The organism is Roseateles saccharophilus (assembly GCF_004342485.1).
Taxonomy (GTDB): Bacteria; Pseudomonadota; Gammaproteobacteria; order Burkholderiales; family Burkholderiaceae_C; genus Pelomonas; species Pelomonas saccharophila.
On the sequence record NZ_SMBU01000030.1, the window covers coordinates 1 to 25831 of the forward strand.

At 68.2% G+C, this 25831-nt stretch carries 26 protein-coding genes and 2 tRNA genes; 9 read left to right on the top strand and 19 right to left on the bottom strand.

What is annotated here, in order from left to right; genetic code table 11:
* Positions 1 to 31: 31 nt before the first annotated feature.
* From EV671_RS19900 to nirK, 6 genes are all read right to left on the bottom strand, one after another.
* A complete protein-coding gene (locus EV671_RS19900) occupies positions 32 to 1285 on the bottom strand; it encodes a hypothetical protein (protein WP_132575001.1) in 1254 nt (417 codons plus the stop codon).
* Positions 1282 to 3609 carry a site-specific integrase gene (locus EV671_RS19905; RefSeq protein ID WP_132575003.1) on the bottom strand — a complete coding sequence of 776 codons (2328 nt, stop codon included), beginning with the start codon at positions 3607 to 3609 and terminating at the stop codon, positions 1282 to 1284. Before EV671_RS19905 ends, EV671_RS19900 begins: the two co-directional genes overlap by 4 nt.
* An 82-nt stretch (positions 3610 to 3691) precedes the next feature.
* Positions 3692 to 3985 carry a hypothetical protein gene (locus EV671_RS19910; protein WP_132575005.1) on the bottom strand — a complete coding sequence of 98 codons (294 nt, stop codon included), beginning with the start codon at positions 3983 to 3985 and terminating at the stop codon, positions 3692 to 3694.
* Positions 3986 to 4037: 52 nt separating this feature from the next.
* Positions 4038 to 4598: an SCO family protein gene (locus EV671_RS19915; protein WP_132575007.1), complete on the bottom strand. Its 561-nt coding sequence runs from the start codon at positions 4596 to 4598 to the stop codon at positions 4038 to 4040.
* Positions 4595 to 5302 carry a formylglycine-generating enzyme family protein gene (locus tag EV671_RS19920; RefSeq protein WP_132575009.1) on the bottom strand — a complete coding sequence of 236 codons (708 nt, stop codon included), beginning with the start codon at positions 5300 to 5302 and terminating at the stop codon, positions 4595 to 4597. Before EV671_RS19920 ends, EV671_RS19915 begins: the two co-directional genes overlap by 4 nt.
* Positions 5302 to 6744, bottom strand: coding sequence for a copper-containing nitrite reductase (nirK, locus tag EV671_RS19925; RefSeq protein WP_132575011.1), 1443 nt, complete (start codon positions 6742 to 6744; stop codon positions 5302 to 5304). The genes EV671_RS19920 and nirK overlap by 1 nt, the downstream gene beginning before the upstream one ends.
* A gap of 181 nt (positions 6745 to 6925) precedes the next feature.
* Here nirK and EV671_RS19930 point away from each other — a divergent pair, with 181 nt between their 5' ends.
* The 8 genes from EV671_RS19930 (at position 6926) to EV671_RS19965 (ending at position 15315) form a co-directional block, all read left to right on the top strand.
* Positions 6926 to 7303: a TraR/DksA family transcriptional regulator gene (locus EV671_RS19930; RefSeq protein ID WP_132575013.1), complete on the top strand. Its 378-nt coding sequence runs from the start codon at positions 6926 to 6928 to the stop codon at positions 7301 to 7303.
* Between the two features lie 15 nt (positions 7304 to 7318).
* Positions 7319 to 8341: a zinc-dependent alcohol dehydrogenase gene (locus EV671_RS19935; protein WP_132575015.1), complete on the top strand. Its 1023-nt coding sequence runs from the start codon at positions 7319 to 7321 to the stop codon at positions 8339 to 8341.
* A 55-nt stretch (positions 8342 to 8396) separates the two neighbouring features.
* Positions 8397 to 9227, top strand: a complete 831-nt coding sequence (locus tag EV671_RS19940) for a universal stress protein (protein ID WP_132575017.1) — start codon at positions 8397 to 8399, stop codon at positions 9225 to 9227.
* Positions 9228 to 9380: 153 nt separating this feature from the next.
* The gene (locus tag EV671_RS19945) at positions 9381 to 10361 is read left to right on the top strand and encodes a S1C family serine protease (protein WP_132575019.1); all 981 of its coding nucleotides are present in this window, start codon (positions 9381 to 9383) and stop codon (positions 10359 to 10361) included.
* Complete coding sequence (locus EV671_RS19950) at positions 10358 to 11326, top strand: GGDEF domain-containing protein (RefSeq protein WP_165917650.1); 969 nt, start codon at positions 10358 to 10360, stop codon at positions 11324 to 11326. Before EV671_RS19945 ends, EV671_RS19950 begins: the two co-directional genes overlap by 4 nt.
* Positions 11327 to 11423: 97 nt before the next feature.
* Positions 11424 to 11753, top strand: a complete 330-nt coding sequence (locus EV671_RS19955) for a hypothetical protein (protein ID WP_132575023.1) — start codon at positions 11424 to 11426, stop codon at positions 11751 to 11753.
* A 24-nt stretch (positions 11754 to 11777) separates the two neighbouring features.
* A complete protein-coding gene (locus EV671_RS19960) occupies positions 11778 to 12623 on the top strand; it encodes a universal stress protein (RefSeq protein WP_132575025.1) in 846 nt (281 codons plus the stop codon).
* Between the two features lie 25 nt (positions 12624 to 12648).
* Positions 12649 to 15315 carry a bifunctional acetate--CoA ligase family protein/GNAT family N-acetyltransferase gene (locus tag EV671_RS19965; RefSeq protein WP_132575027.1) on the top strand — a complete coding sequence of 889 codons (2667 nt, stop codon included), beginning with the start codon at positions 12649 to 12651 and terminating at the stop codon, positions 15313 to 15315.
* A 10-nt stretch (positions 15316 to 15325) separates the two neighbouring features.
* Here the strand turns inward: EV671_RS19965 and EV671_RS19970 are convergent, their stop codons facing one another.
* The 5 genes from EV671_RS19970 to EV671_RS19990 all read right to left on the bottom strand — a co-directional run bounded on the left by EV671_RS19970 (position 15326) and on the right by EV671_RS19990 (position 19483).
* The gene (locus tag EV671_RS19970; protein ID WP_132575029.1) at positions 15326 to 16033 is read right to left on the bottom strand and encodes an ABC transporter ATP-binding protein; all 708 of its coding nucleotides are present in this window, start codon (positions 16031 to 16033) and stop codon (positions 15326 to 15328) included.
* On the bottom strand, positions 16026 to 17255 hold the full coding sequence (locus tag EV671_RS19975; protein WP_132575031.1) for an ABC transporter permease: 1230 nt from the start codon (positions 17253 to 17255) through the stop codon (positions 16026 to 16028). Before EV671_RS19975 ends, EV671_RS19970 begins: the two co-directional genes overlap by 8 nt.
* Positions 17252 to 18451: an efflux RND transporter periplasmic adaptor subunit gene (locus EV671_RS19980; RefSeq protein ID WP_132575033.1), complete on the bottom strand. Its 1200-nt coding sequence runs from the start codon at positions 18449 to 18451 to the stop codon at positions 17252 to 17254. The genes EV671_RS19975 and EV671_RS19980 overlap by 4 nt, the downstream gene beginning before the upstream one ends.
* A gap of 3 nt (positions 18452 to 18454) precedes the next feature.
* Entirely contained in the window at positions 18455 to 18901 is a 447-nt protein-coding gene (locus EV671_RS19985) for a universal stress protein (protein ID WP_132575035.1), read from the bottom strand.
* An 87-nt stretch (positions 18902 to 18988) separates the two neighbouring features.
* The gene (locus tag EV671_RS19990) at positions 18989 to 19483 is read right to left on the bottom strand and encodes a Rossmann-fold NAD(P)-binding domain-containing protein (RefSeq protein ID WP_132575037.1); all 495 of its coding nucleotides are present in this window, start codon (positions 19481 to 19483) and stop codon (positions 18989 to 18991) included.
* Positions 19484 to 19680: 197 nt separating this feature from the next.
* Here EV671_RS19990 and EV671_RS19995 point away from each other — a divergent pair, with 197 nt between their 5' ends.
* Positions 19681 to 20439: a Crp/Fnr family transcriptional regulator gene (locus EV671_RS19995; RefSeq protein ID WP_132575039.1), complete on the top strand. Its 759-nt coding sequence runs from the start codon at positions 19681 to 19683 to the stop codon at positions 20437 to 20439.
* Between the two features lie 18 nt (positions 20440 to 20457).
* Here EV671_RS19995 and EV671_RS20000 read toward each other — a convergent pair whose 3' ends face one another.
* From EV671_RS20000 to EV671_RS20035, 8 genes are all read right to left on the bottom strand, one after another.
* Positions 20458 to 22551: a PAS domain S-box protein gene (locus tag EV671_RS20000; protein ID WP_132575041.1), complete on the bottom strand. Its 2094-nt coding sequence runs from the start codon at positions 22549 to 22551 to the stop codon at positions 20458 to 20460.
* The gene (locus tag EV671_RS20005) at positions 22551 to 23294 is read right to left on the bottom strand and encodes a winged helix-turn-helix domain-containing protein (RefSeq protein WP_243655821.1); all 744 of its coding nucleotides are present in this window, start codon (positions 23292 to 23294) and stop codon (positions 22551 to 22553) included. The genes EV671_RS20000 and EV671_RS20005 overlap by 1 nt, the downstream gene beginning before the upstream one ends.
* A 288-nt stretch (positions 23295 to 23582) precedes the next feature.
* Positions 23583 to 23771 (bottom strand): helix-turn-helix domain-containing protein, encoded by a 189-nt coding sequence (locus tag EV671_RS28000; protein ID WP_132575144.1) that lies wholly within the window; start codon positions 23769 to 23771, stop codon positions 23583 to 23585.
* Positions 23772 to 24188, bottom strand: a complete 417-nt coding sequence (locus tag EV671_RS20015) for a hypothetical protein (RefSeq protein WP_132575045.1) — start codon at positions 24186 to 24188, stop codon at positions 23772 to 23774.
* Positions 24188 to 24415: a hypothetical protein gene (locus tag EV671_RS20020; RefSeq protein ID WP_132575047.1), complete on the bottom strand. Its 228-nt coding sequence runs from the start codon at positions 24413 to 24415 to the stop codon at positions 24188 to 24190. The genes EV671_RS20015 and EV671_RS20020 overlap by 1 nt, the downstream gene beginning before the upstream one ends.
* A 292-nt stretch (positions 24416 to 24707) precedes the next feature.
* Positions 24708 to 24783, bottom strand: a tRNA-Lys gene (locus tag EV671_RS20025).
* 73 nt (positions 24784 to 24856) lie between these two features.
* Positions 24857 to 24932: transfer RNA gene (locus tag EV671_RS20030), tRNA-Lys, on the bottom strand.
* 55 nt (positions 24933 to 24987) lie between these two features.
* A complete protein-coding gene (locus EV671_RS20035) occupies positions 24988 to 25794 on the bottom strand; it encodes a tRNA threonylcarbamoyladenosine dehydratase (protein ID WP_132575049.1) in 807 nt (268 codons plus the stop codon).
* Positions 25795 to 25831: the final 37 nt, after the last annotated feature.

A 25831-nucleotide genomic window follows, 5' to 3' on the forward strand; every position in this document is an offset into this window, starting at 1 on the left:
CTGCCCTCAAGCGCCGTGCCGCTGCCCTGGGCTACCAGATCAATCCGATGGAGGCAGTCGCATGAACGACCGTCCTCAGTTCTGTTTCTTGTGAGGCCACAGAAGTCTTGAAAACCTTGAAAACGAGCCAGTGCCCCGACTGGTCTGTTTCCGTACAGCCCACCTTAAGCACCCCCACCTCTGAGCGACGCATTCCAGTTGTCGCGAAGATGATAGTTATGCAAGAGTCCAGCAAACTTTGAACATACGCCGAAACCTGGGCATAGCTGATGTACTCACCACGGTCCTTTGGATGGCTTCGCTCCAATACGCGCAGATTCCACCAAGGCTCACCGTTGATCAGCTTGGGCTGGTATGCCTTGAAAGCAGCCACACCTGCTGGTTCCCCTAGCGACAGGCCGTCGGCGATTGACGGGGCACGATCGGGCTCCCGACCGATCAGCGTGGGGTAGTAGGTCCGGGCCAACCACAATAGGTCCTCAGCGTAGTCATTTACCATTGACGCCGAATAGGCAAGAAGTTGTGCGTAGTCATCGAGAGGGATGGGCTCAAATGGGACAGCGAGATCATCCATTTCCTTTCGATATTTGTAGACCTCGTCTGCCGTAACGAATTCACCGGAGATGCAATATATCGGCGGCAACATTCCCGATCGAGATAGATTTTGCCAATATTGCAAAGAAGAGGCGAAGTCCCAACGTTGCGACAAAGAAGGTCTTTGGAGGATATATTTATGGACGGTTTCCTTGGATAGGTCATCGAGGATCCCCGTCGGCATTCCGTCATGAGTACCGCTGCAATAGAGCCCGAACTCTTGAAAGAACTTAATCAACGGCAAGAACTTGTTCCTGCTCGATGTGAGTCCATCTCCGTAGGCTCGATTTCTGCCCGAGAAGGAGTACTTTGGAATTCTGTACAGAACCAAGAACTTCATGATCCTCAGCCAATGCACGGACTCTTTGACAAGATTAAACCCGAAATGATTTGTGTAGTTAAAGTGGATTCGCGCCACTTTGACCGCCGACGGATAGCAAGAAAAATCCCAAGTATCCTCACGGAACAATGACAACGGGCTAACTCGAATCGAGCCCCAATCGTCTATTGGGATGCTTGCCAATACCAGCCCATGGATCGCCATATCAGCACCAGAAGCGGTCTCAGAAAACTCGGCCATTTCATCAGCCAGCGAAATTTCGCTCTGAGACGCTGGCGCATCGTCCGCCTCCTCCTGAGCGTGTTTTAGCTCGTCGAGTCGAGCCTTGATTTCCTTAGCAGTGAATGTCATTGGGCACCCCTCATGGTGAGCGGTAGCGAAAACTCCAATTTGAGGCACTGCCGTTGTGCATGTTGGACCGCGTCGCGATCATTCCAGTCATCGAGGATCGCCTGCCAAGCGTGCGCCTCTTGGCCGTAATTCCTCGTCCAATCGCCGATGGTTAGCTGCAGCTTCAGACGCTCAAGATCCATGACACGGCGCGCGACGAACGGCAGCGCTTCCTCGAAGATGACGGCCTTGTCACATAGACAACAACGGTTGAAGAAACTGCAGGATGCCCCTGGCGGCACAAACTGCTCCGCGTTTGGCCAAGACGGACTATTCCTATCCACACAGGCGGCGATGTATGTTTGACCTTTTGGAGATAGGAGATGCACGATCTCGCGATCCGCGAGGCCGGCTTCAGCTCCGGCCCCCGCTGCGGGCGTCACTCGCCTCGCGTCCGCTGCCAACTGGATGGCCGAGCGCAGCTCTTGAAGGGTGACGGAGGTCATCAGCCGCGCCCTGTAATCCCGAAAGTCGTCGACGAACTCTTCCTGCAAACCACGAATACGCTTGTTTTTCAGTTCGATTGCTGCACCGTCTGAGTCGTATGAGGCGTCGGTCGTGTCGATCTGAGCGTGGCCCATGAGCGTGCAAACCTCGTCGATGCTCAGACCAGATTCACGACGCCGTGTTTCGCAGGTCGTTCTGAGCCTCCGCGCGTCAACACGTTGCTGTTTCACAAAGGAAGTGCCGAGCTCGATTGAATGACGCTTGATAAACGCCGCGCTTAGTGGCGCAGACATGCCGCTCCCGATCAAGCCTACGCAGCGGTCAAACTTCATCCAAAGGTTTTTTGACAACACATACTGCCATAGGTCATCAGAAAGCTTTTGGTTGGGGTCGTGCTGCCCCTCAAGCACCATCGACACAAACTTAAGGATGTTATAGACACTAAATGGTGCAGTGCGGCTACTGCGGTGTGAGGCCGGTGCTCCAACCTTCCCCTTCCACCCCCAAATCAACACATACTCCGGATCAATAATGTCCGTCTCAATATGTCTTTCAAGGTTCCGCGAAAGCGAGCCAACCACCTCTTCGTTCCAGCCTGTATTTAATTGAACGTAGAGATAAAATGGATATAGCGTTGCTCCGGTGAAAAACGTCCGTGCGAAGAAGGCGTCTATGCCAACCTCAAACGGTCGATCGATCTCACCGTATCTCATGGACTGAAGCACTCTGTAATTCGAAATCTCAGCGCGACTGTTTCCTTCCCTCGTCCGATTGAATCGCTCTAGCGACATCATGAAGTCGGCGTCAGGCACGTCCACTCCCAACGGCCACTCAGGATAAAACTCGGCCGTCGTGCGGGTCGAAATGTCCCAGGACTCTTGAAAACCAATTCCTGAGAAACATCTGTCGAGGTTGACCCGATAGGTTGGGAAGGGAACGCCGCTACGAGAAAGTTCCTCACCTGATGCCAGGTAAAGGTCAACGAACTGCTGAATGGTCAAATTCGAACGCGCAGCAACCCGCTGCACCATGGCATTCTTGGCAATCCTATTTCTTCGAATTGAAAGGAACTCTGGCGACTTTCCGCGCTCGACGCGCGCCTCCTCAAGGTGTCGCAGCACTAGGCAAACATCGGGAATCGATTGCTCCGGGAATGCCACTACCGGAATACTGTCCCAGCTTTTTTCCAGCCTGTTCCACTCGGCCATTACATAGCGAATATCTGCCAATGAGGCACTAACTAGACTGTTAAATAGCTCGGCCCGATAGCTTTCAACAGGCCGGTCATTGTGCTTCGGCCCTGTTGGCCATTTGAAATCCGGCCCAACATCGGGCAATGCTCCAAAGTCCTTCTTGAGCTTCGAAACAATTGACCGAATCTTGCCGTATCTTTTTCTATTTACAGTCCGCCCAGGGTATACAGAGAGATACCAGGCATCCAGATCCTTCGCAGTTTGAACACCGATGTCTGCGAACGAGCGAATCGACGTACTTGTATATCGACCCGAAAACGCGAATTCAATGAACTCGTCGATGCCGTAATAGAAATCCTGAACAACAGTAAACGAGGTGGCACGCCCTTTAAGGGCCAGTTCAGCGCCGGCAAGCAGTTGGCGAATGAGGAGATTGCGTTCCGGAGGATGGTGGCTGTAGTCCCGGCTCCAACTCCTGCCGCCAGCACTCACCACGAACGACATAGAAATACTATCTAGGTCAAGCGTGGCCCTTGCCAGCTTTCGAGCAGCCAGGCTTGCTCCATCTATCGGAAGCGCCGGGCCTGCTGCAAGTCCTGCTTTACTTTTTGATTTACGTGCTTTGCGTAGCGGGCCTTGAGCCATTTCAATCTTGACGGTGGTCTTTCGATGGCAGACATGTTGCCAAGACTTAGACACAGACAATCAAGACACACATGCTCCATCACTAGATAACGTGCTCGCAGCCCCGGTAGGGGTTGATGGAGTAATCGAAGGCGATGTCGGGCGACTGGTTGCTGGTGACGATCTTCTTCGCCTGCTCCTCGATGACCTGGGTGGCCGGCGCCAGCCTCTCCTCGGCGGCCTGCTGGTCCAGCGTGCCCCAGCCGTCGTCGTACTGCTCGCGCTGGTCCTGCGCGAAGCGGTGCGGCATCGCGCCCGCACTGCCGCGGCCCTTGATCGAGTCGAGCGGGACGAGGCTGGGCTGGGCGGGTGCGATGCGCGTGGGGGTGGGCGGCATGCTGTAAATATATACAGCATTCGTCCACACCGCCAGACGACGGCCCGGCGATTTACTGGGCGGGCTTGAGCATGGTCTTCAGCCGCGCCAGCAGGCGCTCGTCCACGCCGGCCAGCATCGAGGTGCGGGCGGCGACGCGGCCCTCGCCGTCGAGCAGGATCAGCTCGCCGCTGTGGTTGAAGTCGCCATTGGGCAGGGCCCGGTACTGGAACTTCAGCAGCGCGGCGATCTTGCGCACGCTGGCCGGGTCGGTGCGCGCCAGATGCCAGCGCGTACCGTCCACGCCGCGCTCGCGGGCTTTCGCGGCCAGCACGGCGACGCTGTCGCGCGCCGGGTCGAAGCTGACGAAGATCACGCGCAGCTCACGCCTCTCGGCCTCGCTGAGCGAGGCTTCGGTGGCGCGCGCGGCCTCGACGAGCATCGGGCAGACGAACTCGCAGGATGTGTAGAACATGCTGACCAGCACCGGGTGGCCCTGGGCGGCGTCCAAGGCCAGCGACTGGCCCTGCTGGTCGGTCAGGATGGCCTTGAGCTGGTAGACCGAATCGCTCGGCCAGGCCCAGGCCAGGCTGCTGCACAGCAGCGCGGCCGCAAGGCAGAGTCTTCTCTTCATCGTGAAATCTCCTTGGCGCAGCGAAAGCCCAGGCTGGCCGTGCTGTCGGCCGCGCTCAGCGAGGCCAGCAGCGCGATGCGCATCAGCACGGCATAGTTCTGGCGGTCCTGCAGATCCAGCGCGCCAGCGCCGCAGAACTTGAGCCGGTCGGGGTCTTCGGCGCTGCGGCTATCGGAATTGACCAGCAGGCTGTTGAAGTCGTCCACCCATTCCCAGACCAGGCCGTGCAGGTCGCGCACGCCGTAGACATTGGGCGCGCCGCCGACGGCCGGCAGCGGGGTGTTGGCCGGGCGCGCATACCAGCCGAGGATGGTGGCCAGCCAGCGCGGGTCGCTGCGCGCGTCCGGGCGCGTCGCGTCGGCCGCGGCGGCGTACTCCCATTCCAGCCAGGTCGGCAGCCGCGCGCCCTCGCTCTCGCAATAGGCCTGGGCCGCGAACCAGCTGACCGCCGTCTGCGGCGCATCGGGGGCGCCCTCCGCCTGCAGATAGCCGGCCGACGCGAAGGCCTGCGGCGCGCGCTCGGCCTGCCATTCGGGATGCTCCTGCAGGAAGGCCGCGAACTCGGCCCGCGTGACCGGCCGCTCGCGCAGCGCGAAGGCGGCGACGCTGGCCGGCTCGCGGTCCGAGTCGCGCGCCAGCACGCTGGCGATGTGACCAGCAGGCAGGCTCACATAGGCCGCCAGTGCGAGTGCGGCCAGGCTCATCAGTGAGCCGCCGCGGCAGCCGCCGGCTTGCTGGCGCGGGCCTTCTTGACCTCGTCGGCCGCGATGCTGCCACCGGCGTTGTCCCAGCTGTTCAGCACATAGGTCAGGATGTTGGCGACCTCGTCGTCATTGAGCTGATTCATCGGTGGCATCACCGAGTTGTAGTCCTTGCCGTTGACGGTGACCTTGCCCGACAGGCCGTTCAGCACCACGCCGACGGCGCGCTTGGGGTCGGCGCCCAGGAAGTCGGACTTGGCCAGCGGCGGGAAGACGCCCGGCAGGCCGGCGCCACCGGCTTGGTGGCAGACCGAGCAGGTGCCGGCGAACAGTTCCTTGCCGGCGGCGATCTGGTCCTGCAGCGTCAGCTTGCCGCTGGCGGCGGCCTGCGTGGCGGTGGCCACGGCCTTCAGGTTGGGCTGGGCGCGGTCGCCGAGGTAGACGGAGTCCAGTTCCTTGCCAGAGTAGATGCTCTTGTCCTCGGGGCCGTCGATCTTCAGGATGGCCAGCGCGCCCTTGTTGAAGGCACGGAAGATGGAGTGGTCGACCAGCACATAGCTGCCCGGCACCTTGGCCTTGAAGTCGACGATGGCGGCGCCGCCGGCCGGGATCAGCGTCGTCTGCACGTTCTTCTGCGCCAGCGTGCCGCCCTCGAAGCGCACGTTGTCGAAGATGGCGCCGATGACGTGGAAGCTCGACACCAGGTTGGGGCCGCCGTTGCCGACGAACATGCGCACCGTCTCACCGGTCTTGGCCTTCAGCGCGCGGTCGCCGGTCAGCGAACCCTCGGCGCCGTTGAAGACAACATAGGTCGGGCGCTCGTCGATGGCCTTCTCCATGTCGAAGGGCTGCTGGCCCTTCTCGCGGTACTTGCCGGCCGTGTAGAAGTCGCCCTGCATAACGTAGTACTCGTGATCCACCTTGGGCAGGCCCTGCGGCGGCTCGACGAGGATGAGGCCGTACATGCCGTTGGCCACGTGCATGCCCACTGGCGCCGTCGCGCAGTGGTACACATAGATGCCTTCGTTCAGCGCCTTGAACGTGAACTGCGATTCATGCCCCGGCGCCGTGAAGCTGGACGCCGCGCCGCCGCCCGGGCCGGTCACGCCGTGCAGGTCGATGTTGTGCGGCATCTTGCTGCTCGGGTGGTTCTTCAGGTGAAACTCGACGGTGTCGCCCTGGCGCACGCGGATGAAGCTGCCCGGCACCGTGCCGCCGAAGGTCCAGAAGGTGTAGCTGACGCCTTCCGAGAGGGACATCTCCTTCTCGACCACTTCCAGCTCGACGATGACCTTGGCCGGCGCCTTGCGACCGGTGGGCGGCGGCACCAGCGGCGGGCTGGTCAGCTCCGCCCTCACGACGGGCAGGGGCGTCTGGGCCTGCAACGGCTGCAACGCCAGCAGCGATGTGACCAGCACGGCCAAGCCCAACAGTCGGGTACGCATGTGGAAATCTCCTTGTTGTGTGCGGCCATGCTAGGGAGCCCGTGCGACAACGGGATTGCGTTGGATCAAAGACGGCGCCGCGGCCACGCGGCGGGCGCCCGAGACGAGCGCCGCTTGCGCCGCGTCAAAGAGAAATCGCCGCAACCGGCCTAGCCTTGCCCGGCCAAAGCCAGGGGATTCCATGCCAACGCTCTCCACACCTAACCCGGCCACCGATGGCCTCGACATCGAGGCCTTCGGCCTTGCGTTGCGCGCGCGGCGCGCGGTCCTGCACCAGGCCCTGCGGCCCGACGAGGCCGCCAGGGAGGCCGCGCACGATGTGACCGACCAGAAGGACTGCGCGGCCCGCAGCGAGGCCGACGACGTCGAGGACGAGCACCAGCGGCTCGAACTCGCCGAACTGCGCGACGTCGACGCCGCCCTGCAGCGGCTGGAGCGCGGCGAATACGGTCTGTGCGAGCGCTGCGACGAACCTATCCCGCCGGAGCGCCTGCGCGCCAACCCGTCGGCCCTGCGCTGCACGGCCTGCCAGGCCGCGCACGAAGCGCGCGAGCCCTGACCCCGGGGAGCCGCCATGCCGATGATGAAAGCCGCTATCGTCCGCGCCTACCGCGAACCGCTCAGCCTGGAGGAAGTGCCGGTGCCCGAAGTGGCGCCGGGGCGGATCCTCGTCAAGGTGGCGGCCTGCGGCGTCTGCCACACCGACCTGCACGCCGCCGACGGCGACTGGCCCGTCAAGCCGCCCCTGCCCTTCATTCCCGGCCACGAGGGCGTCGGCCATGTCGCGGCCGTGGGGGCTGGCGTGCGCGGCATCCGCGAGGGCGACCGCGTCGGCGTGCCCTGGCTGCACACCGCCTGCGGCCACTGCGAGCACTGCCTGACGGGCTGGGAGACGCTGTGCGACAGCCAGCAGATGACCGGCTACACGGTCAACGGCGGCTTTGCCGAATACGTGCTCGCAGACCCCGCCTATGTCGGCCACCTGCCCGCCGGCCTGTCCTTCGAGGCGCTCGCGCCCATCCTGTGCGCCGGCGTGACGGTCTACAAGGGCCTGAAGGTGCTGGACGCGCGACCCGGCCAGTGGGTCGCCGTCGTCGGCGTGGGCGGCCTCGGGCATCTGGCCGTGCAGTACGCGCGGGCCATGGGCTACCACGTCGCGGCGGTGGACATCGACAGCAGCCGGCTGCAGATGGCCGGGCGCCTGGGCGCCGAACTCTGCATCAACGCCGCCGAATGCGACCCGGCGGCCGCGCTTCAGCAGGAGCTGCGCGGCGTGCACGGCGCCCTCGTCACGGCGGTCTCGCGCGAGTCCTTCGGCCAATCGCTGGGCATGCTGCACAAGCGCGGCACGATGTCCATGGTGGGCCTGCCGCCCGGCGACTTCGCGCTGCCCATCTTCGACGTGGTGCTCAACGCCAAGACCGTGCGCGGCTCCATCGTCGGCAGCCGCCAGGACCTGAACGAGGCGCTGCAGTTCGCCGCCGAGGGCAAGGTGCACGCCGCCACGACGACGCACCGGCTCGAGGACGTCAACCACATCCTCGAAGACCTGCGCGTCGGCCGCGTCGACGGGCGGGCCGTGCTGAGCATCACCTGACCCCGACCCCGCTCCGATCTCATCCCCATCCCATCCACCAGGAGGCATACACGCCATGACTTACCGCAGCATGCTGGTCGCCCTCGATGCACTGCCGGCCAACCCGGCCCGCATCAACATCGCCATTGCCCTGGCCAGGCAGTTCGAGGCCCACCTGATCGGCCTCGCGCCGATCCCCACCCTCGACCTGCAGACCCTGCAGGCCGCCGCGATGGACGACTACGTCGCGCGCGCCAGCGCCACGATGCAGGCCCAGGCGCACGACATCGCCCAGCACTTCCACGCGCGCTGCGAAGCCGCCGCGCTGCCGTCCTTCGAGGCGCTGGTCGACAAGGCGCCGGTGGCCGAATCGCTGACGAGCCGCGCGCAGTGCACCGACCTGCTCGTCATGAGCCAGCCCGACCCCTCGCTGCCCGGCCACAAGCAGCAGCTCGCCGAGCTGGAAGAGGTGCTGCTGGACTGCTCGCGGCCCGTCCTGCTCGTCCCCTATACCCACCTGGAGCCGCTGCGCCTGCGCCGCGTGCTGCTGGCCTGGGACGGTAGCCGCGAGTCGGTGCGCGCGATGACCGACGCGCTGCCGCTGCTGCGCCGCGCCGAGGCCGTCACGCTGATGCACTGGCGCGGTGAGGCCGACGACCAGCGCCCGCTGGAGCGCCTGGCCGGCCTGCGCCAATGGCTGGCCTTCCAGGGCGTCGATGCCGAGGTGCGTGACGAGGTGACGCCGCTGTCGGTCGGCGACGCGTTGCTGAACGCTGCCTCCGACCACGGCGCCGACCTGATCGTCATGGGCGCCTACGGCCATGCGCGCTGGACTGAACGGCTGTTCGGCGGCGTGTCGCGCACGCTGCTGCAGTCGATGACTGTGCCGGTGTTGATGTCGCACTGATGCCCCCGGCCCAGCGGGTACGCTGGGCTGCCTTGCAGGCCGCGCTGCGGCTATCGCCGAAGCGAATGCGGCAACACCCCGGCCGCAGGGAACAGGATGGCGCCATTGACCCGCATCAAGGGCCATCCCGGCGCCGAGGTCTAGGGTGAAGCCATGCCGAAACGCTGTCTCCCTGCCCTGCTTCTTGCCTGTGCGCTGGCCGCGCTGGCGCCCGTGGCGGCTGCCGCCACTGCGACCACGGGCCGCGTGCCCGCGAGCTTCGCTGCCGCCTACCAGCGCGGCGCGGCTTGGGCCGTGGGCGTCTACATGTTCGTGCCGGGCGAGGACGAACCGCGCGTCGGCGCGGGCTTCTTCGTCGACGACAAGGGCTCCATCGCCACCGCCGCCCATCTGCTGGGGCCGGCGCAGCAGATCCTCATCGCCCTGCCCGACAGGAAGCTGCTGGCCGCCGAGGTGCTGGGCCGCGACGAGGCCGCCGACATCGCGCTGCTGCGCATCAGCCCGGCGCCGCGCCTGCGGCCGGTGCTGGCCTGTACCGGCTGCCTGCGGGTGGGCGACTGGGTGATGGCCATCGGCGAGCCCTTCGGCCTGGAGCGTTCGGTGTCGGCAGGCATCGTCAGCGGCAAGGACAGGCACTTCAGCGACGACGACGCGCTGCTGTTCATCCAGAGCGACGTGGGCCTGAATCCCGGCAATTCCGGCGGCCCGCTGCTGGACGCCAGCGGCGCCATCGTGGGCATGAACGCCCGCACCATCGTCGGGCCCGTCGGCACGCCGGGCGCCAGCCTGGCCATCCCCATCGACATCGTCATGCAGGTCATCGGCGAGTTGCGCCCGGACGGCGGCGCGCCGCCACGGCCGCGCCTGGGCGCCGCGTTCGACGACGTGCCGCCGCTGGTGGCCTGGTCGGCCGGCCGGCACGAGACCCGTGGGGCGCTGATCCTGTCGGTCCCGCACGGCAGCCTGGCGGAGCAACTGCAGCTGCACGCCGGCGACATCGTGACGACGATGAACGGCCGGCCCATAGCCGGCAGCGCCGACCTCGTCAACGCGCTGCTCGCATGGCGCAGGCTGGCGGGCACCCGCCTCGTCGTGCGGCGCGCCGGCGAGGAGCTGATGCTGGGGCAGGAATGAGCGCCTGGACCGCCCCCGGACTCGTGGCGCTGGCGCTGCTCGCGGTAGCCTGCTGCGCCCGGGCCCGGCACCGGCTGGCCCGCAGCTGGACGACGTCGCTGGTGTTCGACCACACCGACCTGGGCATCATCGTCACCGACACCCGCGCCAACATCGTGGCCGTCAACCCCGCCTACTGCCGCATGTCCGGCTATGCGGCCGAGGAGCTGATCGACCACAACCCGCGCATCCAGCAGAGCGGCCGGCACGACAAGGCCTTCTACCGCGAGCTGTGGCGCACGCTGCAGGCCAGCGGCCAGTGGCAGGGCGAGATCTGGAACCGGCGCAGGAACGGCGAGGCCTACCCGGTGTGGCAGAACATCAGCGCGGTGCGCGACTCGCGCGGCCGCGTCGTGCAATACCTGGCCGTGATGTCCGACATCACGCCCGTCAAGGCCGTGCAGGAGAGGCTGGACCACCTGGCCCACCACGACGCCCTCACCGGGCTGCCGAACCGGCTGCACTTCATGGCCGCGCTGGAGCGCTCGCTGGCACATGCCGACCGCGAGCGCACGAGCGTGGCCCTGCTGTTTGTCGACCTCGACCATTTCAAATCGATCAACGACTCCTTCGGCCACGCCGTCGGCGACCAGCTGCTGGCCGCCGTGGCCCGGCGGCTGCAGCGCACGGTCCGCTCGGAGGACATGGTGGCCCGGCTGGGCGGCGACGAGTTCGTCGTGACATTGGCGAACCTGCGCGAGCGCGACGAAGCGGTGCGCATCGCCCGCAAGCTGCTCGCCGAACTGCAGGAAGCGCTGGACATCGACGGGCAGCGCCTGGCGCCGGCCGCGAGCATCGGCATCGCGCTCTACCCGGGCGACGGCGGCACGCCTGCGGAGTTGCTCGCGGCCGCCGACGAAGCCATGTACGAGGCCAAGCGCCGCGGCCGGCACACCTTTGCGTTCCGGCCGTCGCCGCCGTCATGAGCCGGCCATGCCCGCGCCACACGATAACGGCTTGATACAGCTCAAGCGCCGCAGCGCTTACTCGCCTAGAGTGGTCTTGAAATCCCGGAGAACCGTCATGCCCGCGATCACCCCCGCCCCCTCGCCCGCCCACCCCTTCGTCGAGTTCGCCTCGCTGTTCGAGCAATGGGCCGCCGGCCCGCTGGCCTACAGCCGCTGGCTCACCCAACTGCTCGATGCGCAGACCAGCCTGTGGAAGGACATGGAGCGCCGCACGGCCAACCTGTGGCAGCCCCTGCTCGGCCCGGTGGCGGCGCCTTCTGCGCAGCCGCTGGTCGACGCGGCCCAGGGCCTGGGCCTGTTCGGGCCGGAGGCCTTGCAGCAGGCCTGGGCCAACTGGGCTCAGGTCTGGGTGGACGCGCTCAGGCATGACGCCACCGAGGCCTGACCCCCGCTAACACCAGGAGAGGCCATGGGCATCCGCAGCATCCTCGTCCCGCTGGACAACGGCAGGCACACGCACGCTCGGGTGGCCGTGGCGGCGGCGCTGGCGCTGCAGCACGACGCCCACCTTGTCGGCCTGGCCTCGAGCGGCTGGGTTGCCGTGCCGGCCGATGTCAGCGGCACGCTGGGCCTGGCGGCCTACCAGGAGGTCGCCACGCAGGAACTGCAGCAGCTGGCCCAGGCCTGCGTGAGCGACTTCCGCGCACAGGTCGGGCGGCTGGGCCTGAGATCCCATGAGGCGCGCATCGAGGTGGGCCATCCGGCGGACGTGATGCCGCGGGCGGCGCGCTACTGCGACCTCACCGTGGTCACGCAGAACGACCCCGATGAAAGCCTCGCCCTCCAGGCCCCGCAGACCTCTCAGCAAGTGCTGCTGCAGTCCGGCCGCCCCGTGCTGGTGCTGCCCTATGCCGGCGATTGCGCCGTCGCGCCGGCCAAGCGGGTTCTGGCCGGCTGGGACGGCAGCCGCGAGGCGGCCCGCGCCCTGCACGATGCGCTGCCCTGGCTGAGGCAGGCCGTGCACGTGGAGGTGGCCGTGTTCGTGCCGCCCGAGGACGCCGACCTCGCCCATGGCGACCTGCCCGGCGCCGACATCGGGCTGTGGCTGGCCCGCCATGGCGTGCGGGTCGAGGCCAGGCATCTGCCGACGCAGGTGGCGGCCGGCGAGGCGCTGCTGTCCCACGCGGCCGACATGGGCGCCGACCTCATCGTCGCCGGCGGCTACGGCCACTCGCGCCTGCGCGAGGCCGTGCTGGGCGGCGTGACGCGCACGCTGATGAACAGCTCGCCGACCCCGGTGCTGCTGTCGCACTGAACCTGGCGCCCCCCAACCCGGCGCCATGACGCAACGCCACCTCGACCGCCTGCTGTCGCCCCGCTCCGTGGCCGTCTTCGGCGCCTCGGACAAGCCCGCCCGCGTGGGCACCACCGTCTGGCGCAACCTCGTGGAAGGCGGCTTCAAGGGCAGGCTCGCCCCGGTCAACCCGCGGCTGAGCGAGCTCGACGGCGCCCGCTGCCACCCTGACCTGGCCGCCCTGCCCTTCGTGCCCGATCTGGCCGTGCTGTGCACGCCGCCGGCCACCATCGCCCCCCTCGTCGCCGAGCTCGGCGAGCGCGGCACGCGCGCGGCCATCGTCGTCACCGCCGGGCTGACGCCGCAGCAGAAGCAGGCGGCGCTGGACGCCGCAAGGCCCTATGTGCTGCGCCTGCTGGGGCCCAACTGCATCGGCGTGCTCAGCCCCCACCTGGGCCTGAACGCCAGCTTCACCCAGGCCAGGGCCCGGCCCGGCGAGCTGGCCCTGGTGTCGCAGTCGGGCGCGCTGCTGACCGCGCTGCTGGACTGGGCCAACACCGAGCGCATCGGCTTCTCCCACCTGATCTCGCTGGGCGAGCACATGGACGTCGACTTCGGCGACCTGCTCGACCACCTCGCCACCGAGCGCCACACGCGTGCCATCCTGCTCTACATCGAGTCGATCACGTCGCCGCGCAAGTTCATGTCGGCGGCACGGGCCGCAGCGCGCGCCAAGCCCGTCATCGTCGTGAAGGCCGGCCGCGCGGCGGCCGGCATCCGGGCCGCCGCGTCGCACACCGGCGCGCTGGCCGGCGAGGACATCGTCTTCGACGCCGCCATCCGCCGCGCCGGCATGCTGCGCGTGGACACGCTGAAGGAGCTCTTCATCGCGGCCGAGACGCTGGCGCGCTTTCGCGACAACCGCAGCGCCGAGCTGATGGTGATGACCAACGGCGGCGGCGCCGGCGTGATGGTGGCGGATGCCGCCTCTGCACTGGGCGTGAAGCTGGCCCAGCCCAGCGAGGCGCTCCTGCGGCGGCTCGACGCGGTGCTGCCACCCAACTGGTCGCACGGCAACCCCATCGACATCATCGGCGACGCACCGGCCCGGCGCTATGTCGACACGCTGGACGCGCTGCTCGACGCGCCCGAGGCGGGCGCCCTGCTCTTCGTGCACGCGCCGACCGCCATCGTCCCGAGCCGCGACATCGCCGAGGCCTGCGCCCCGCGCATCGCGGCGCAGCGCGGCCGGGTCATGAGCTGCTGGCTCGGTGGCGCCACCATCGCGCCGGCGCGGCGGCTGTTCGAGGAAGCCGGCATCGCCGACTACGAGACGCCCGAAGAGGCCGTGCGTGCCTTCGCGCTGATGCAGACCTACCGGCGGAACCAGGCGGTGCTGCGCCAGACGCCCGCCGCCAGCGCCGCGGCCGAGCCCGACCTGCCGCGCGCGCGCCGCCTCATCGACGCAGCGCTGGGCGCCGGCCGCCCGTGGCTGGACGAGGTGGATGCCAAAGACCTGCTCGACGCCTATGGCATCCCCGTCATCGCCACGCGGCGTGTGCCGGCCACGCCCGAGGCCGCCGCCGCGGCAGCCCGCGAGATCGACGGCCCGGTCGCACTGAAGATCGTCTCGCCCGACATCCTGCACAAGTCCGACGCGGGCGGCGTGCGCCTGGACCTGCACGGCGACGAGGCCGTGCGCGGCGCCGCCGTCGACATGCTCGAACGCCTGCGCCGCGAGCGCCCCCAGGCACGCATCGACGGCTTCAGCGTGCAGGCCATGGCGCGGCGGCCGCATGCGCAGGAGCTCATCGTCGGCACGCATGTGGACGCCATCTTCGGCCCGGTGCTGCTGTTCGGCCAGGGCGGCACCGCCGTCGAGGTGCTGGGCGACCGCGCGGTGGCCCTGCCGCCGCTGAACCGCGCGCTGGCACGCGAGCTGATCGACCGCACCCGCGTGGCCCGGCTGCTGGCCGGCTACCGCGACCGCCCGCCCGCGCAGCTGGACGCGCTGTGCGACGCGCTGATCGCCGTCGCGCGCATGCTGGCCGACCTGCCCGAGCTGGCCGAGCTGGACATCAACCCGCTGTGGGCCGACGAGTGCGGCGTGCTGGCGCTGGACGCGCGCGTGCACCTGTCCGCCGCGCGGCCCGCGGGCGTCGCGAGCTTCGCGGTGCGCCCCTACCCGGGCGAGCTGGAGCGCCGGCTGGCCTGGCAGGGCCGCAGCGTCGTCATGCGGCCGATCCGCCCCGAGGACGAGGCCCTGCACCGCGAGTTCCTGGAGGCAGCGGACCCGGAGGACCTGCGCATGCGCTTCTTCGAGGCGCCGCACACCCTCAGCCACGACGAGCTGGCCCGCATGACGCAGATCGACTACGAGCGCGAGATGGCCTTCGTCGTCATCGACACCGAGGCCCCCGGCGGCCCGCGCACGCTGGGCGTCGCGCGCCTGGCCCGCGACCCCGACAACGTCGACGCCGAGTTCGCCGTCATGGTGCGCAGCGACCTCAAGGGCCGGGGCCTGGGCCGCCTGCTGATACAGGCCCTGCTGGACTACGCCGCCTCGCGCGGCACGCAGCGCATCGTGGGCTATGTGCTGCGCGAGAACCGCGCGATGCTGGCGCTGGTGAAGGCGCTGGGCTTCGAGTGCCGGGCCGACCTGAACGAACCGTCCGAGATCATGTTCGTCAGCCGCAGGCTGGCGCCCGCCTGAGCGCTCGAGATCAGGCCGGCGCCGCGACGATGGCGCCGTCCACGACCTCGATGATGCGGTCGCAACGCTGCGCCAGCGCCGGGTTGTGCGTCACGAACAGCACGGTGGTCTTGTGCTCGCGGTTGACATGGCGCAGCAACTCGAACACGACATCGGCCGACTTGGTGTCGAGGTTGCCGGTGGGCTCGTCGGCCAGCAGCACCGCGGGCCGCATGGCCAGCGCGCGCGCCACGGCCACGCGCTGCTGCTCGCCGCCGCTCAGGTGCAGGGCCAGGTTGTCGCGGCGGTGCGAGAGGCCGACGCTGCCCAGCAGCTCGGCGGCGCGCTCGTGCATCGCGCGGCTCGGGAAGCCCGCATCGCCCAGCATCGGCATCATCACGTTCTCCAGCGCGGTGAACGCGCCGATCAGATGGTGGTACTGGAACACGAAGCCGATGCTGCGCCCGCGCAGCCGGGTCAGCGCGGCGTCGTCCAGGCTGGTCGTCTCCTGGCCGCAGATCGACAGCTGGCCCGAGGTCGGCCGGTCCAGCAGCCCGACGATGTTGAGCAGCGTGCTCTTGCCCGAGCCGGACGGTCCCATCACCGCGCAGAACTCGCCGCTGCGCAGCGCCAGGTCGATACCGTGCAGCACCTCCGTCTCCGACGGCAGGCCGACATTGAAGGCCTTGCGCACCTGCTGCAGGCGCACGACGACTTGATCGTTGTCTGCTTCAACCACGGATGGCCACCACCGGGTCAAGGCGCGCGGCGCGCAGGGCTGGCGCCACGGCGGCGAGCAGGCCGGTGACGGTGGCCAGCAGCAGTGCCGCCACGAAGAGCACGGCCTCCAGCGTCACCGGCACCAGCGGCAGCCCGTCGGGGCCGAGGGCGAGCCGCCGCCACAGCAACAGGGCCACGGCGCCGATGGACGAACCCACCGCCGAGCCCGCCAGGCCCAGCAGCCCGCCCTGCAGCAGGAACAGACGCAGCACGCGCCCGCGCGTGACGCCCATCGCGCGCAGGATGCCGATCTCGCGTGACTTCTGCACCACCGACACGAAGAGCACGCTGGCGATGCCGAAGGCCACCGACAGGCCGACGAAGAAGCGGATGGCCGTGTTGGCCGTGATCTGCGCCTGCACCGCGCTGAAGAACTGCGCATTGGTCTTGATCCAGCTGTCGGCCTCCACGCCGGTACGCGCCGTGATGCGCTGGGCGACATCCTCGGCGGCATAGATGTCGGCCACGGTCACGTCGAGGCTGGAGATGCCGCCCTGCAGACCGAGCAGGCTCTGCGCGCCGTGCAGGGCCATATAGGTGGTGCGCTGGTTGGCGCCCTTGTTGCCGAGGTCGAAGATGCCGCTCACGGTGAACACGCTGTCGGCCCCCGAGGCCGCGGTGACGCGCAGCTTGTCGCCCACCCCCAGGCCGAGGTCGCTGGCCAGGTCCACACCGATCAGGATGTCGCCGGCGTTCAGCCGCGTGCCGCCGCGCACCATCTTGTCGGGCAGCGTGACGATGCGGAAGTAGAGCTGCGGCTCGATGCCGACGACACTGGTCGCCCGGCTGGCCTCGCCCCGCACGACCAGGGCCGAGCCGGTCGCCGAGGGCGACACGACGAGCACCTCGGGCATGGCGCGGATCTGCGCGGCGATGGCCTGCCACTGGTCGATGGATTTGAGCCTCTGCAGCGGTGCCTGCACGATGGCGTCCTCGACGAGGCCGGGCTGGCCGCCGCGCAGCGGCCGCGCGGTCTGCTGGGGCGGCAGCAGCTGGATGTGAGACTGGGCGGTCAGCACGCGGCGGATGAAATTGGCCTGCAGCCCGGTGAGCAGCGCGGACATGAAGACGATGACCGCGACGCCGATGGCCACGCCGCCGATGATGAACACGGTCTGCCAGCGCCCTTCGCGCAGAAAGCGCGACGCGACGATCCACTCGAAGGGCTGCCAGTTCCTCACGGCGTGCCGCCCGCGGCGCGCAGCCGGCCACCCTCGCTCACGCCCGCCGAGGCCGGCACGAGCTGGTCACCCGGCTTCAGGCCGTCCAGCACCTCGACGAGGCCGGTGCCGCGCAGCCCGAGCCGCACGGGCTGGCGCCGGGCGTGGCCGGCATCGACCTTGAGCACCCAGGGCTTGGCGGTCTCGGCGTCGTGCAGCAGGTCCACCGGCACGGCCAGCGCATGCGCGCGGCGCGCGACCTCGACATCGACCGAGACGGTCATGTCCTGGCGCAGATAGGCCGGCGGCGTGGGCACGCGCAGCTTGACCTCCACCGAGCCGCGCTGCACGTCCACGCCCGGGTTGATGTAGGTCAGCTCGGCGGCAAAGCGCTGGTCGGCGAAGGCGTCGGCCGAGGCCAGCGCCTTCTGGCCCAGCGCCAGCAGGCCGAGGTTCTTCTCGTCGAACTGCACGACGAGCTGGGTCTCGCCGGCCGGCGACAGCACCATCAGCGTCTTGCCCGGCTGCACGACGTCGCCACGCTCCACGTCGCGGCTGATCAGCACGCCGTCCACCGGCGCGCTGACCGTGGCATAGCGCAGCCGCGCCTGCGCCATCTCGGCATTGGCCTGGGCCTGGGCCAGGGCCGCCGCGGCGATGGCCACATCGCTGCCACCGGGCTGGGCCGACTCGAGCTGCTTGCGGGCCGCGCCGAGCTGGGCATCCGCGAGCTCCACGCTCTTGCGCGCATCGTCGAGCGCGGCCTGGCCCACATAGCCCTGGGCGAACAGCTCTTCCTGGCGGCGCTGCGTGGCGCGCGCGTTGTCCAGCGTGGCCTGGGCCTGGCGCAGCCCCTGCACGGCCACCGGGCGCTGCACCTCCTGCAGCTGGCGCAGGCGCGCCCGTGCCTGCGCCACCGCCACGTCGGCCTCGCGGGCCGCGGCGCGCAGCTCGCCGTCGTCCAGCTCCACGAGAGGCTGGCCAGCCTTCACCGTCTGGCCCTCGTCGACCGGCACGCGCAGCACCGTGCCGACGATCTGCGCGCCAACATCCACCCGGTGCGGCGCCTCGACCCGGCCGGTGGCGACCACGGAGCGCACCAGGTCACGCGGCGCGACGCCGACCGTCTGCACCCTGGGCCCGAGCAGCAGGACGCTGCCCTGCCAGGCCAGCAGCGCGGCCACGGCCAGGCCCGCGCCCAGATAGACAGCCCGCACGCGCTAGGCTCCGCGCACCAGCAGCACCGGCACGTTGGCGGTGCGTAGGATCTGCTCAGCGTCGCTGCCCAGCAGCATGCGCTTCACGCCGCGCCGGCCATGGGTGCCGATGACGATGAGGTCGGCCTTCCAGCCGGTGGCCTCCTCCAGCACGATCTCGTGGACGCGCTCGGCCATCACCTCGCGCAGGCAGGTGTCGACCTGCACACCGGCCGCCGCGACACGCTGGCGCGCGCGGTCGAGCACGATCTGCCCGCCCTCGCGCAGCAACGGCAGGATCTCCGCGGAATAGCCGGCGAAGGCGTCGGCATCGACGACGACGGGCATCGCATCCACGACATTCAGCAGGCGGATGTGGCCGCCGGTCAGCTTGGCCAGCGAGATGGCTTCGTCCAGGCCCTTCTCGGACGTGACACTGCCGTCGGTGGGAACGAGGATGCGTTGATACATGATTCAGCCTTCCTGGAAGTGCCGCGATCGGCACGAGCCCGACCTTAGGCCAACGCCCTCCGCCGCCTCTTGATCGCGGTCAAGCGTTCAGGCCATGCTGACGATCAGCGCGGCCTGCAGGATGCGGCGGCGCTTGTCGGCCGGCGACGCGTCGCCATCGAGCTCGGCGGCGAGCGCCGTGGTCGGATGCGCCGCGGTGGCCAGGCCGGCGAACACCGGGATGCCGGCGCTGCGCGCGATGCGCTGCACCAGCGCGGCCGGCAGGTGCTGGCACTCGACCGCGTCGTAGAGCCGGCCCAGCATGCGCGCGGTGTCTTCGACCTGGCGCGCGCTGCTGCGCGCATCCAGGCCGGGCTGGACGAGGGAGACATGGGCCCCGAGCGCCGCGGCCGCCTGCACGAACTCGCTGGCGCTCTGGTCATCCTTGCTGGGCGACAGCAGGGCCAGGTTCTTGCCGTTGAGCAGCTGCCGGGCGGCTTCGCCCGCACCGGCCAGGGCACGCGCCTGGAGCACCAGGGCTGCGGCGTCCTGGGGGCCGGAGAAGTCGGCGGGCATGGCGCCTTGACGGGGTCTGGAGGGCATCGGCGCCAGCGTAGCGAAGCGATTCGCGCGCTCTTTGACGGCCGTCAACCCCCGGGGCCCTTGGCCTGCCTGTTGCCATCCATTCACCGTCGGCTCACGCAGCGTTACGCAGCGCTACCGAACGATGCCGCGCATTGCCGCGGCATTGGCGGCCGCTGCCTAGCATCGATGCCATCGACGCAATATCGGACACCGCCATGCAGCTCCAGCCCGCCTGTACCGCCAGCAACTTCACCGCTGCCCCCCGTCAGGCCGCCCCCGAGGCCGGCGCCTGCGGGCAGCGCATCGCCGACGCGTTGAAGCTGATCGCGACGCTGCTGGAACCCCAGCGCCGCGTGGTGCACGCGGGCGACGTGATCTACCGGGCCGGCGAGCCCTTCAGCAGGCTGCATATCCTGAACTCGGGCCTGTTCAAGCTGCTCAGCCTGTCGGCCGACGGCCGCGAGCAGGTCGTCGGGCTGCGCCTGCGCGGCGACTGGCTGGGCTTCAGCGCCATCGCCGGCGGCGTCTATGCCTGCGACGCCATCGCGATGGACACGGGCGAGGTCTGGACCGTGCCCTACGACGCGCTGCTGCGGGCCTGCAGCCGGCACCCCGAGCTGACGGCGATCGTCCACGAGGCCATGAGCCACGAGATCGTGCGCGACCGCGACTCGCTGATCGCCCTGTGCACGCTGCCCGCCGATGCGCGGGTGGTGGCCTTCCTGCAGTTCTGGGCCGACTCGCTGGCCCGACGCGGCCTGCGGACCGACCAGATCAGCCTGCGCCTGACCCGCGCCGAGATCGGCAACTACCTGGGCCTGACGCTGGAGACCGTGAGCCGCGTGCTGTCCAAGCTGGCACGCGCCCGCCTCATCGCCTTCAACGAGAAGAACCGCCGCGACATCTGCATTCCCGACTTCCATGCCCTCGGCGCCTTCGTCCAGAGGCGCGAGGCCGGCGTGGGCCTGCACTGAAGACGCAGCGGCCTGGCGTCAGCTCCCGGCCGACAACGCGCGCGAGATGGCCTGTGCCAGTTCGCCGCGCGAATACGGCTTCTGCAGCAGCTCCCAGCCGGGCGGTGAATCGCGGTCGGCGTCGAGCAGCTCGGCCGAGAAGCCGGACATCAGCAGGATGGGCAGGCCGGGCAGGCGCGCCTGGGCCAGGCGGGCCAGCTCGGTGCCACGCATGCCGGAGCCCAGCGCGATGTCCGTCAGCAGCAGCTGGAAGCCGGCGCCGGGTACCAGCAGCAGCAGCGCCTGCTCGCCGCTGGCGCAGCTCGTGACCTCGCAACCCAGCATGCCCAGGAAATGCCAGGCAACCGAGCGCACCTCGGTGTCGTCCTCGACCATCAGCACCTTCAGGCCGGGCGGGATCGGGCCGGCGCTCCCGGCCGGCCCGCCGGCCGCGCCCTCGGGCAGCAGCGGCCGGGGCAGGTAGAGCGAGATCGTCGTGCCCGCGCCGGGCGCCGAGTCGATGGCCACGGCGCCGCGCGACTGCTTGACGAAGCCGTAGACGGTGCTGAGCCCCAGCCCCGTGCCACGCCCGGCCTGCTTGGTCGTGAAGAAGGGCTCGAAGGCCCGCTCCCTGACCTCCTCGGGCATGCCGGCACCGGTGTCGTAGATGGCGATGCGAAGGAAGCCGTCGTCCGCGGCGCCAGGGTCGTCGATCTCGCGCCTCACGTCCGCCGGCAGCGCGCTGGCGGGGCTCACGGCAAAGCGCAGCGCGCCGCCGTCGGGCATCGCGTCGCGCGCGTTGATGGCGATGTTCAGCAGCGCCGCCTCGAGCTGGCCGGGGTCGGCCTGCACCGTGCTGGCGGCGGGGTCGGCAAGGTCGACGCTGATCTCGATGCGCTGGTCCAGCGTGCGGCGCAGCATGTCGGCCAGCGAATCCAGCATCGCGCCCACGTCGACCGTGCTCGGCTGCAGCACCTGGCGCCGCGAGAAGGCCAGCAGCTTGCCGGTCAGCTCGGCACCACGCCGGGCCGCACGCGTGGCGGCGCCGACGAGCTGCTGGCCGAACTTGTCCCGGGCCAGCGCCGGCAGTTCCTCGAGCACCTGCAGATTGCCCTGGATGACGGTCAACAGGTTGTTGAAGTCATGCGCGATGCCCCCCGTGAGCTGCCCGACGCTCTCCAGGCGCTGCGCATGGCTGAGGGCCTCCTCGCTCTGGGCCCGCTGCAGGCAGGTGGCCAGCAGGCTGGCGAGCGATTCGAGGAAGAGCGTGTCGTCGCTGCCGAAACGGCCGGCGCTGCGCGACTGCACGGACAGCACGCCGATGATGCGGCCCCGATCGGACAGCGGCACGGCCAGCAGGCTCGCCACGCCGGCTTCGACATAGGCCTGCGGCAACTCGAAGCGAGCTTCCTGCGCCAGGTCGGCGACGACGACGGGGCCGCCCTGGGACAGCACATAGCCCGCCGCCGTGTCGGGCCGGTTGTCCATGCCGGAACCGACCGGCGCACCGGCCATCTCGCCACAGCAGCCGACGACGCGGAACGCCAGCCGGTCAGGGTCCAGCAGCAGCACGCTCGCGAACTCCACCTCCAGGGCATCGGCTGCGACGGCCAGCGCCTGCATCAGCAATTGCTGCGGATCGCGCTCGTCCACGGCGCTGCGGCCGAGCTGCGCGAGGAGCTCGCTGTGGCGGGCACGCTGCAGCGCCTGCTTCACGCGCGGGTAGGCGCCGATGCCCCGGATGGCCGCCACGACGAAGGGCAGACCGTGGCTTTGCAGCGGGCTCAGCGCGATCTCGACCATGACCTCGCTGCCGTCGCGGCGCTTGGCCACCAGCTCCATCTGCGTGCCCATGGGCCGCGGCCTCGGCGCCTGGCCATAGGCCTGGCGGTAGGCCGCATGGCGCGGGCGGATGCTGTCCGGCACGAGTTCGTCCACGCCCAGGCCGATGAGCTCCTGCGCCGGATAGCCCAGCAGCGCGGCCGCCGCGGGATTGGCCAGCACGATCAGGCCCGCGGCGTCCACGAGCAGCAGGGCGTCCGGGTAGGCCGAAAACAGCGAGCGGTAGACCGTCAGGTCGTCCACGGCCTGCGCCGGCCCGGCCGCGGAGGGGGCAGGCGGCAGCAGTTCCATCAATGAACGGAAGCGACCGGCGGAATGAAGATGTAGCCGGCGCCGCGAACCGACTTGATGATCTGCGGGTTGTCCGCGTCGGGCTCAAGCTTCCTGCGCAGGCGGCCGATCTGGACGTCGATGGTGCGGTCGAAGGGAGCCGCCTCGCGGCCACGCGTCTGCTCGAGCAGGAAATCGCGCGACAGCACGCGGCCCGGATGCTGCACCAGGGCCGCGAGCAGTTCGAACTCGCCCGTGGTCAGCCTCACTTCCGCGCCGCCCGGCGCATCCAGGCGGCGCGCGGCGAGATCCAGGCGCCAACCCAGGAAAGCCATGCAGCGGCGCGCCTCGGCAGCGCTCGCGGCAGGCACCGCGGCGGGTGACGTGACCGGCGCCTGCGGCATCCGCCGCAGCACGGCCTTGATGCGCGCCACCAGCTCGCGCAGGTCGAAGGGCTTGGTGACGTAGTCGTCGGCCCCCACCTCCAGGCCCACGACCTTGTCGACCGCGTCGCCCCGCCCCGTGATGATGACCAGCCCGCATCGCCAGTGCTCGCGCAGCTGGCGTGCGATGGCGAAGCCGTCCTCGCCCGGCAGGCCCAGGTCCAGCAGCACGAGGTCGGGCGGGTCGCTCGGCATCAGCGCCATCAGCGCGTGGCCGGAGTGCAGCTGCGTGGCGCGAAAGCCATGCTCCCCGAGGTAGTGGGCCAGCAACTCGGTGATGGCCGACTCGTCGTCGACTACGGCAATATGCTGATGCGTCACGGTGTCGCGCAGCTGCAGCGTTATGGTGCTGGCGATTCTTGCATCGATTGGGGTCCGGCGCTCAAGGGCATCCGGCGGCACACGCGAAGAAGTGCAGCGGAAAAAACAAAACCCGCGCATGGCGGTTTTCGTGATGTTGAGCCAAATCGTTGATTCAGCTCGAAATTTTGGTGCCTGTTGCGCTGACCGTCTCTATGAAAAGTGAGGCTTTTCGCTACAAGTTACCCGCAAGCGCGATGGCTTTTAGCCGAAACCAGGTTCGATTCCTAGGCCGCCGTTCCGGCGGGCCTAGCTGCCTTCTCCCTGCTCATCTAGCCCAACGAACTTCGCTGGGTTCACCAAGTCATGCAGTGGCACTCCGATGGCGCGGGACAGGGCGTCTGCATTGTCCATCGAGATGTTGATGGTGCCACGCTCCACGCGGCTCAAATAGCCTCGGGGCACCCCGGCGTCGAGGGCGAGGCTCTCTTGGGTCAGTCAGTGTACGAACGCTGGCGCAGAAAGGTCAAACGATGCGCTACGCGTGTAGGCAACAAGGTGCCTACATCTTGCCCAGCCGCTGCGATCGCCTTGCCCTTGCAAATGGGAGGCCACAGCGAGTCGGCCCAACTTGACCGCGGGATACGCACTCAGCGGCACGTCGAGGCCGAGTTCCATTTGCTCTGATGACATCAACGGCAACGCATCGTTGGCAAGCGTGAAGTACGCGACAACGCCGGCAACGTCTCGATGAAAAACCACCGTGGTGAGGCCGATGCGCTTCCTGTGCCAATCGACGGCCTGGTTCGTCAGGAACTCGTCAAGGTGGGCCCTGCCGCATTGGAACGCAGCAAGCGGCGCGTGCGCAACGTCAGCAACCGGCAATAAGCCGTAGTCATCCGCTGCGAGCGGCATCAGACAACGATTCGGTACTGCTGCAGGAAATCCGCGGCCTTCGCGGCGCGCACGCTCTCTACAAGCTGGCTAGCTTTGAGACGCGTTTCTTCAGTGGGCTCCGTGGCCCGCAATTGAGCCAAGAACTGCGCGCGTGCAGCCTTCCTTGCGACAACGCGCTTCACCGCAACCTTTTGCAGGCGCTGCTTCGCAAGCTGGAGCGTTGGAGAAAGAGCCTTCTTGGACATTCCAGAAGTTCTAGCAAACTGCTAGAACACGACAAGGCCGACTATGCAGCAGGCCCGCTAAGCCACAAGAAAACGCACCGCACGCGGTGACCAGCGACTGCTACGCTCGGTCACGAGGATCTTTTCAGCGAGCGTAGCAGTCGCTGGTCACCACCTGGCATGAAAGCCAACAGCGCGCAGAGGGACTTTGCGAATGCCACTCCGCACATACACCAGCGCCTACAGACGCGCGGCAATGAAAAAAGCACTTAGCCGCTCACGCCGCTAAGTGCTTGATTCAAAACGAAAATTTTGGTGGGCCCTGAAGGATTCGAACCTTCGACCAACGGATTAAGAGTCCGCTGCTCTACCAACTGAGCTAAGAGCCCTGATTCAGTTCGGCGTGCGCCTCGCTGAGCCAATGATTATAGCGTGATTCTTTCGAATCTCCGCCAGAAAGTCTGGTGGGATGTGCAGGATTCGAACCTGCGACCAACGGATTAAAAGTCCGCTGCTCTACCGACTGAGCTAACATCCCGCGTCAAGCAGAGCCTGCCATTATAGGCAAGTTTTCGACGGCCCTGCAAGAATTTTCATTGAATTGTGGCTCGACCCGGCTTGCGGGCCAGATACAGACGTTGCAGCTCGGCCGCGGCGCACAGGCCGAAGGTCGCCGTGACGGCGACGCTGGAGCCATAGCCATGGCAGTTCAGGCTGCCGTCGCCACTCGCGGCGACTTCGCAGGCCTCGCCCTCCCCTTGCTGCGGCAACTGCACGGGCTCGCGCGAGTAGACGCAGGCGATATCCATGCGACCGGAGCGCGGCGCGCCGTGATGTTTGCGCAGGCGCTGGCGCAGTGAAGCCAGCAGCGGGTCGTGCGTCGTGCCGGCCAGGTCGTCGATCTGCACGCGGTGCGGCTCACGCTTGCCGCCAGCCGCGCCGACGGTGACGAAGGGCAGTTGCCGCTCACGCGCCCAGGCGGCGAGCGTGGCTTTGGCGCGGACCTGATCGCAGCAATCGATCAGGCCGTCGAACTCGGCGGCGCCGATCAGTGCGGGCCAGTTGCCGGGCTCGACGAACTCCTCGATGACACGCACCGCGCAGCCGGGATGAATGTCGGCGATGCGCAGGCGCAGCGCCTCGGCCTTGGCCATGCCGACGGTGGAGCCCAGGGCCTGGATCTGGCGGTTGATGTTGGATTCGGCGACCTGGTCGAGATCGATCAGCGTCAACGCCGCCACGCCGCTGCGCGCCAGCGCCTCGACGGCCCAGGAGCCGACGCCGCCCAGGCCCACGACCGCAAAGCGCGCGGCACGCAGGTGCTGGTAGGCGGCATCGCCATGCAGACGGCGCAGCCCACCGAAACGGCGCTCCAGATCAGCCTCGTTGACATCGATCATGCGTTAAGCCCCCGAGCCCGACTTACGCGGCAACTGC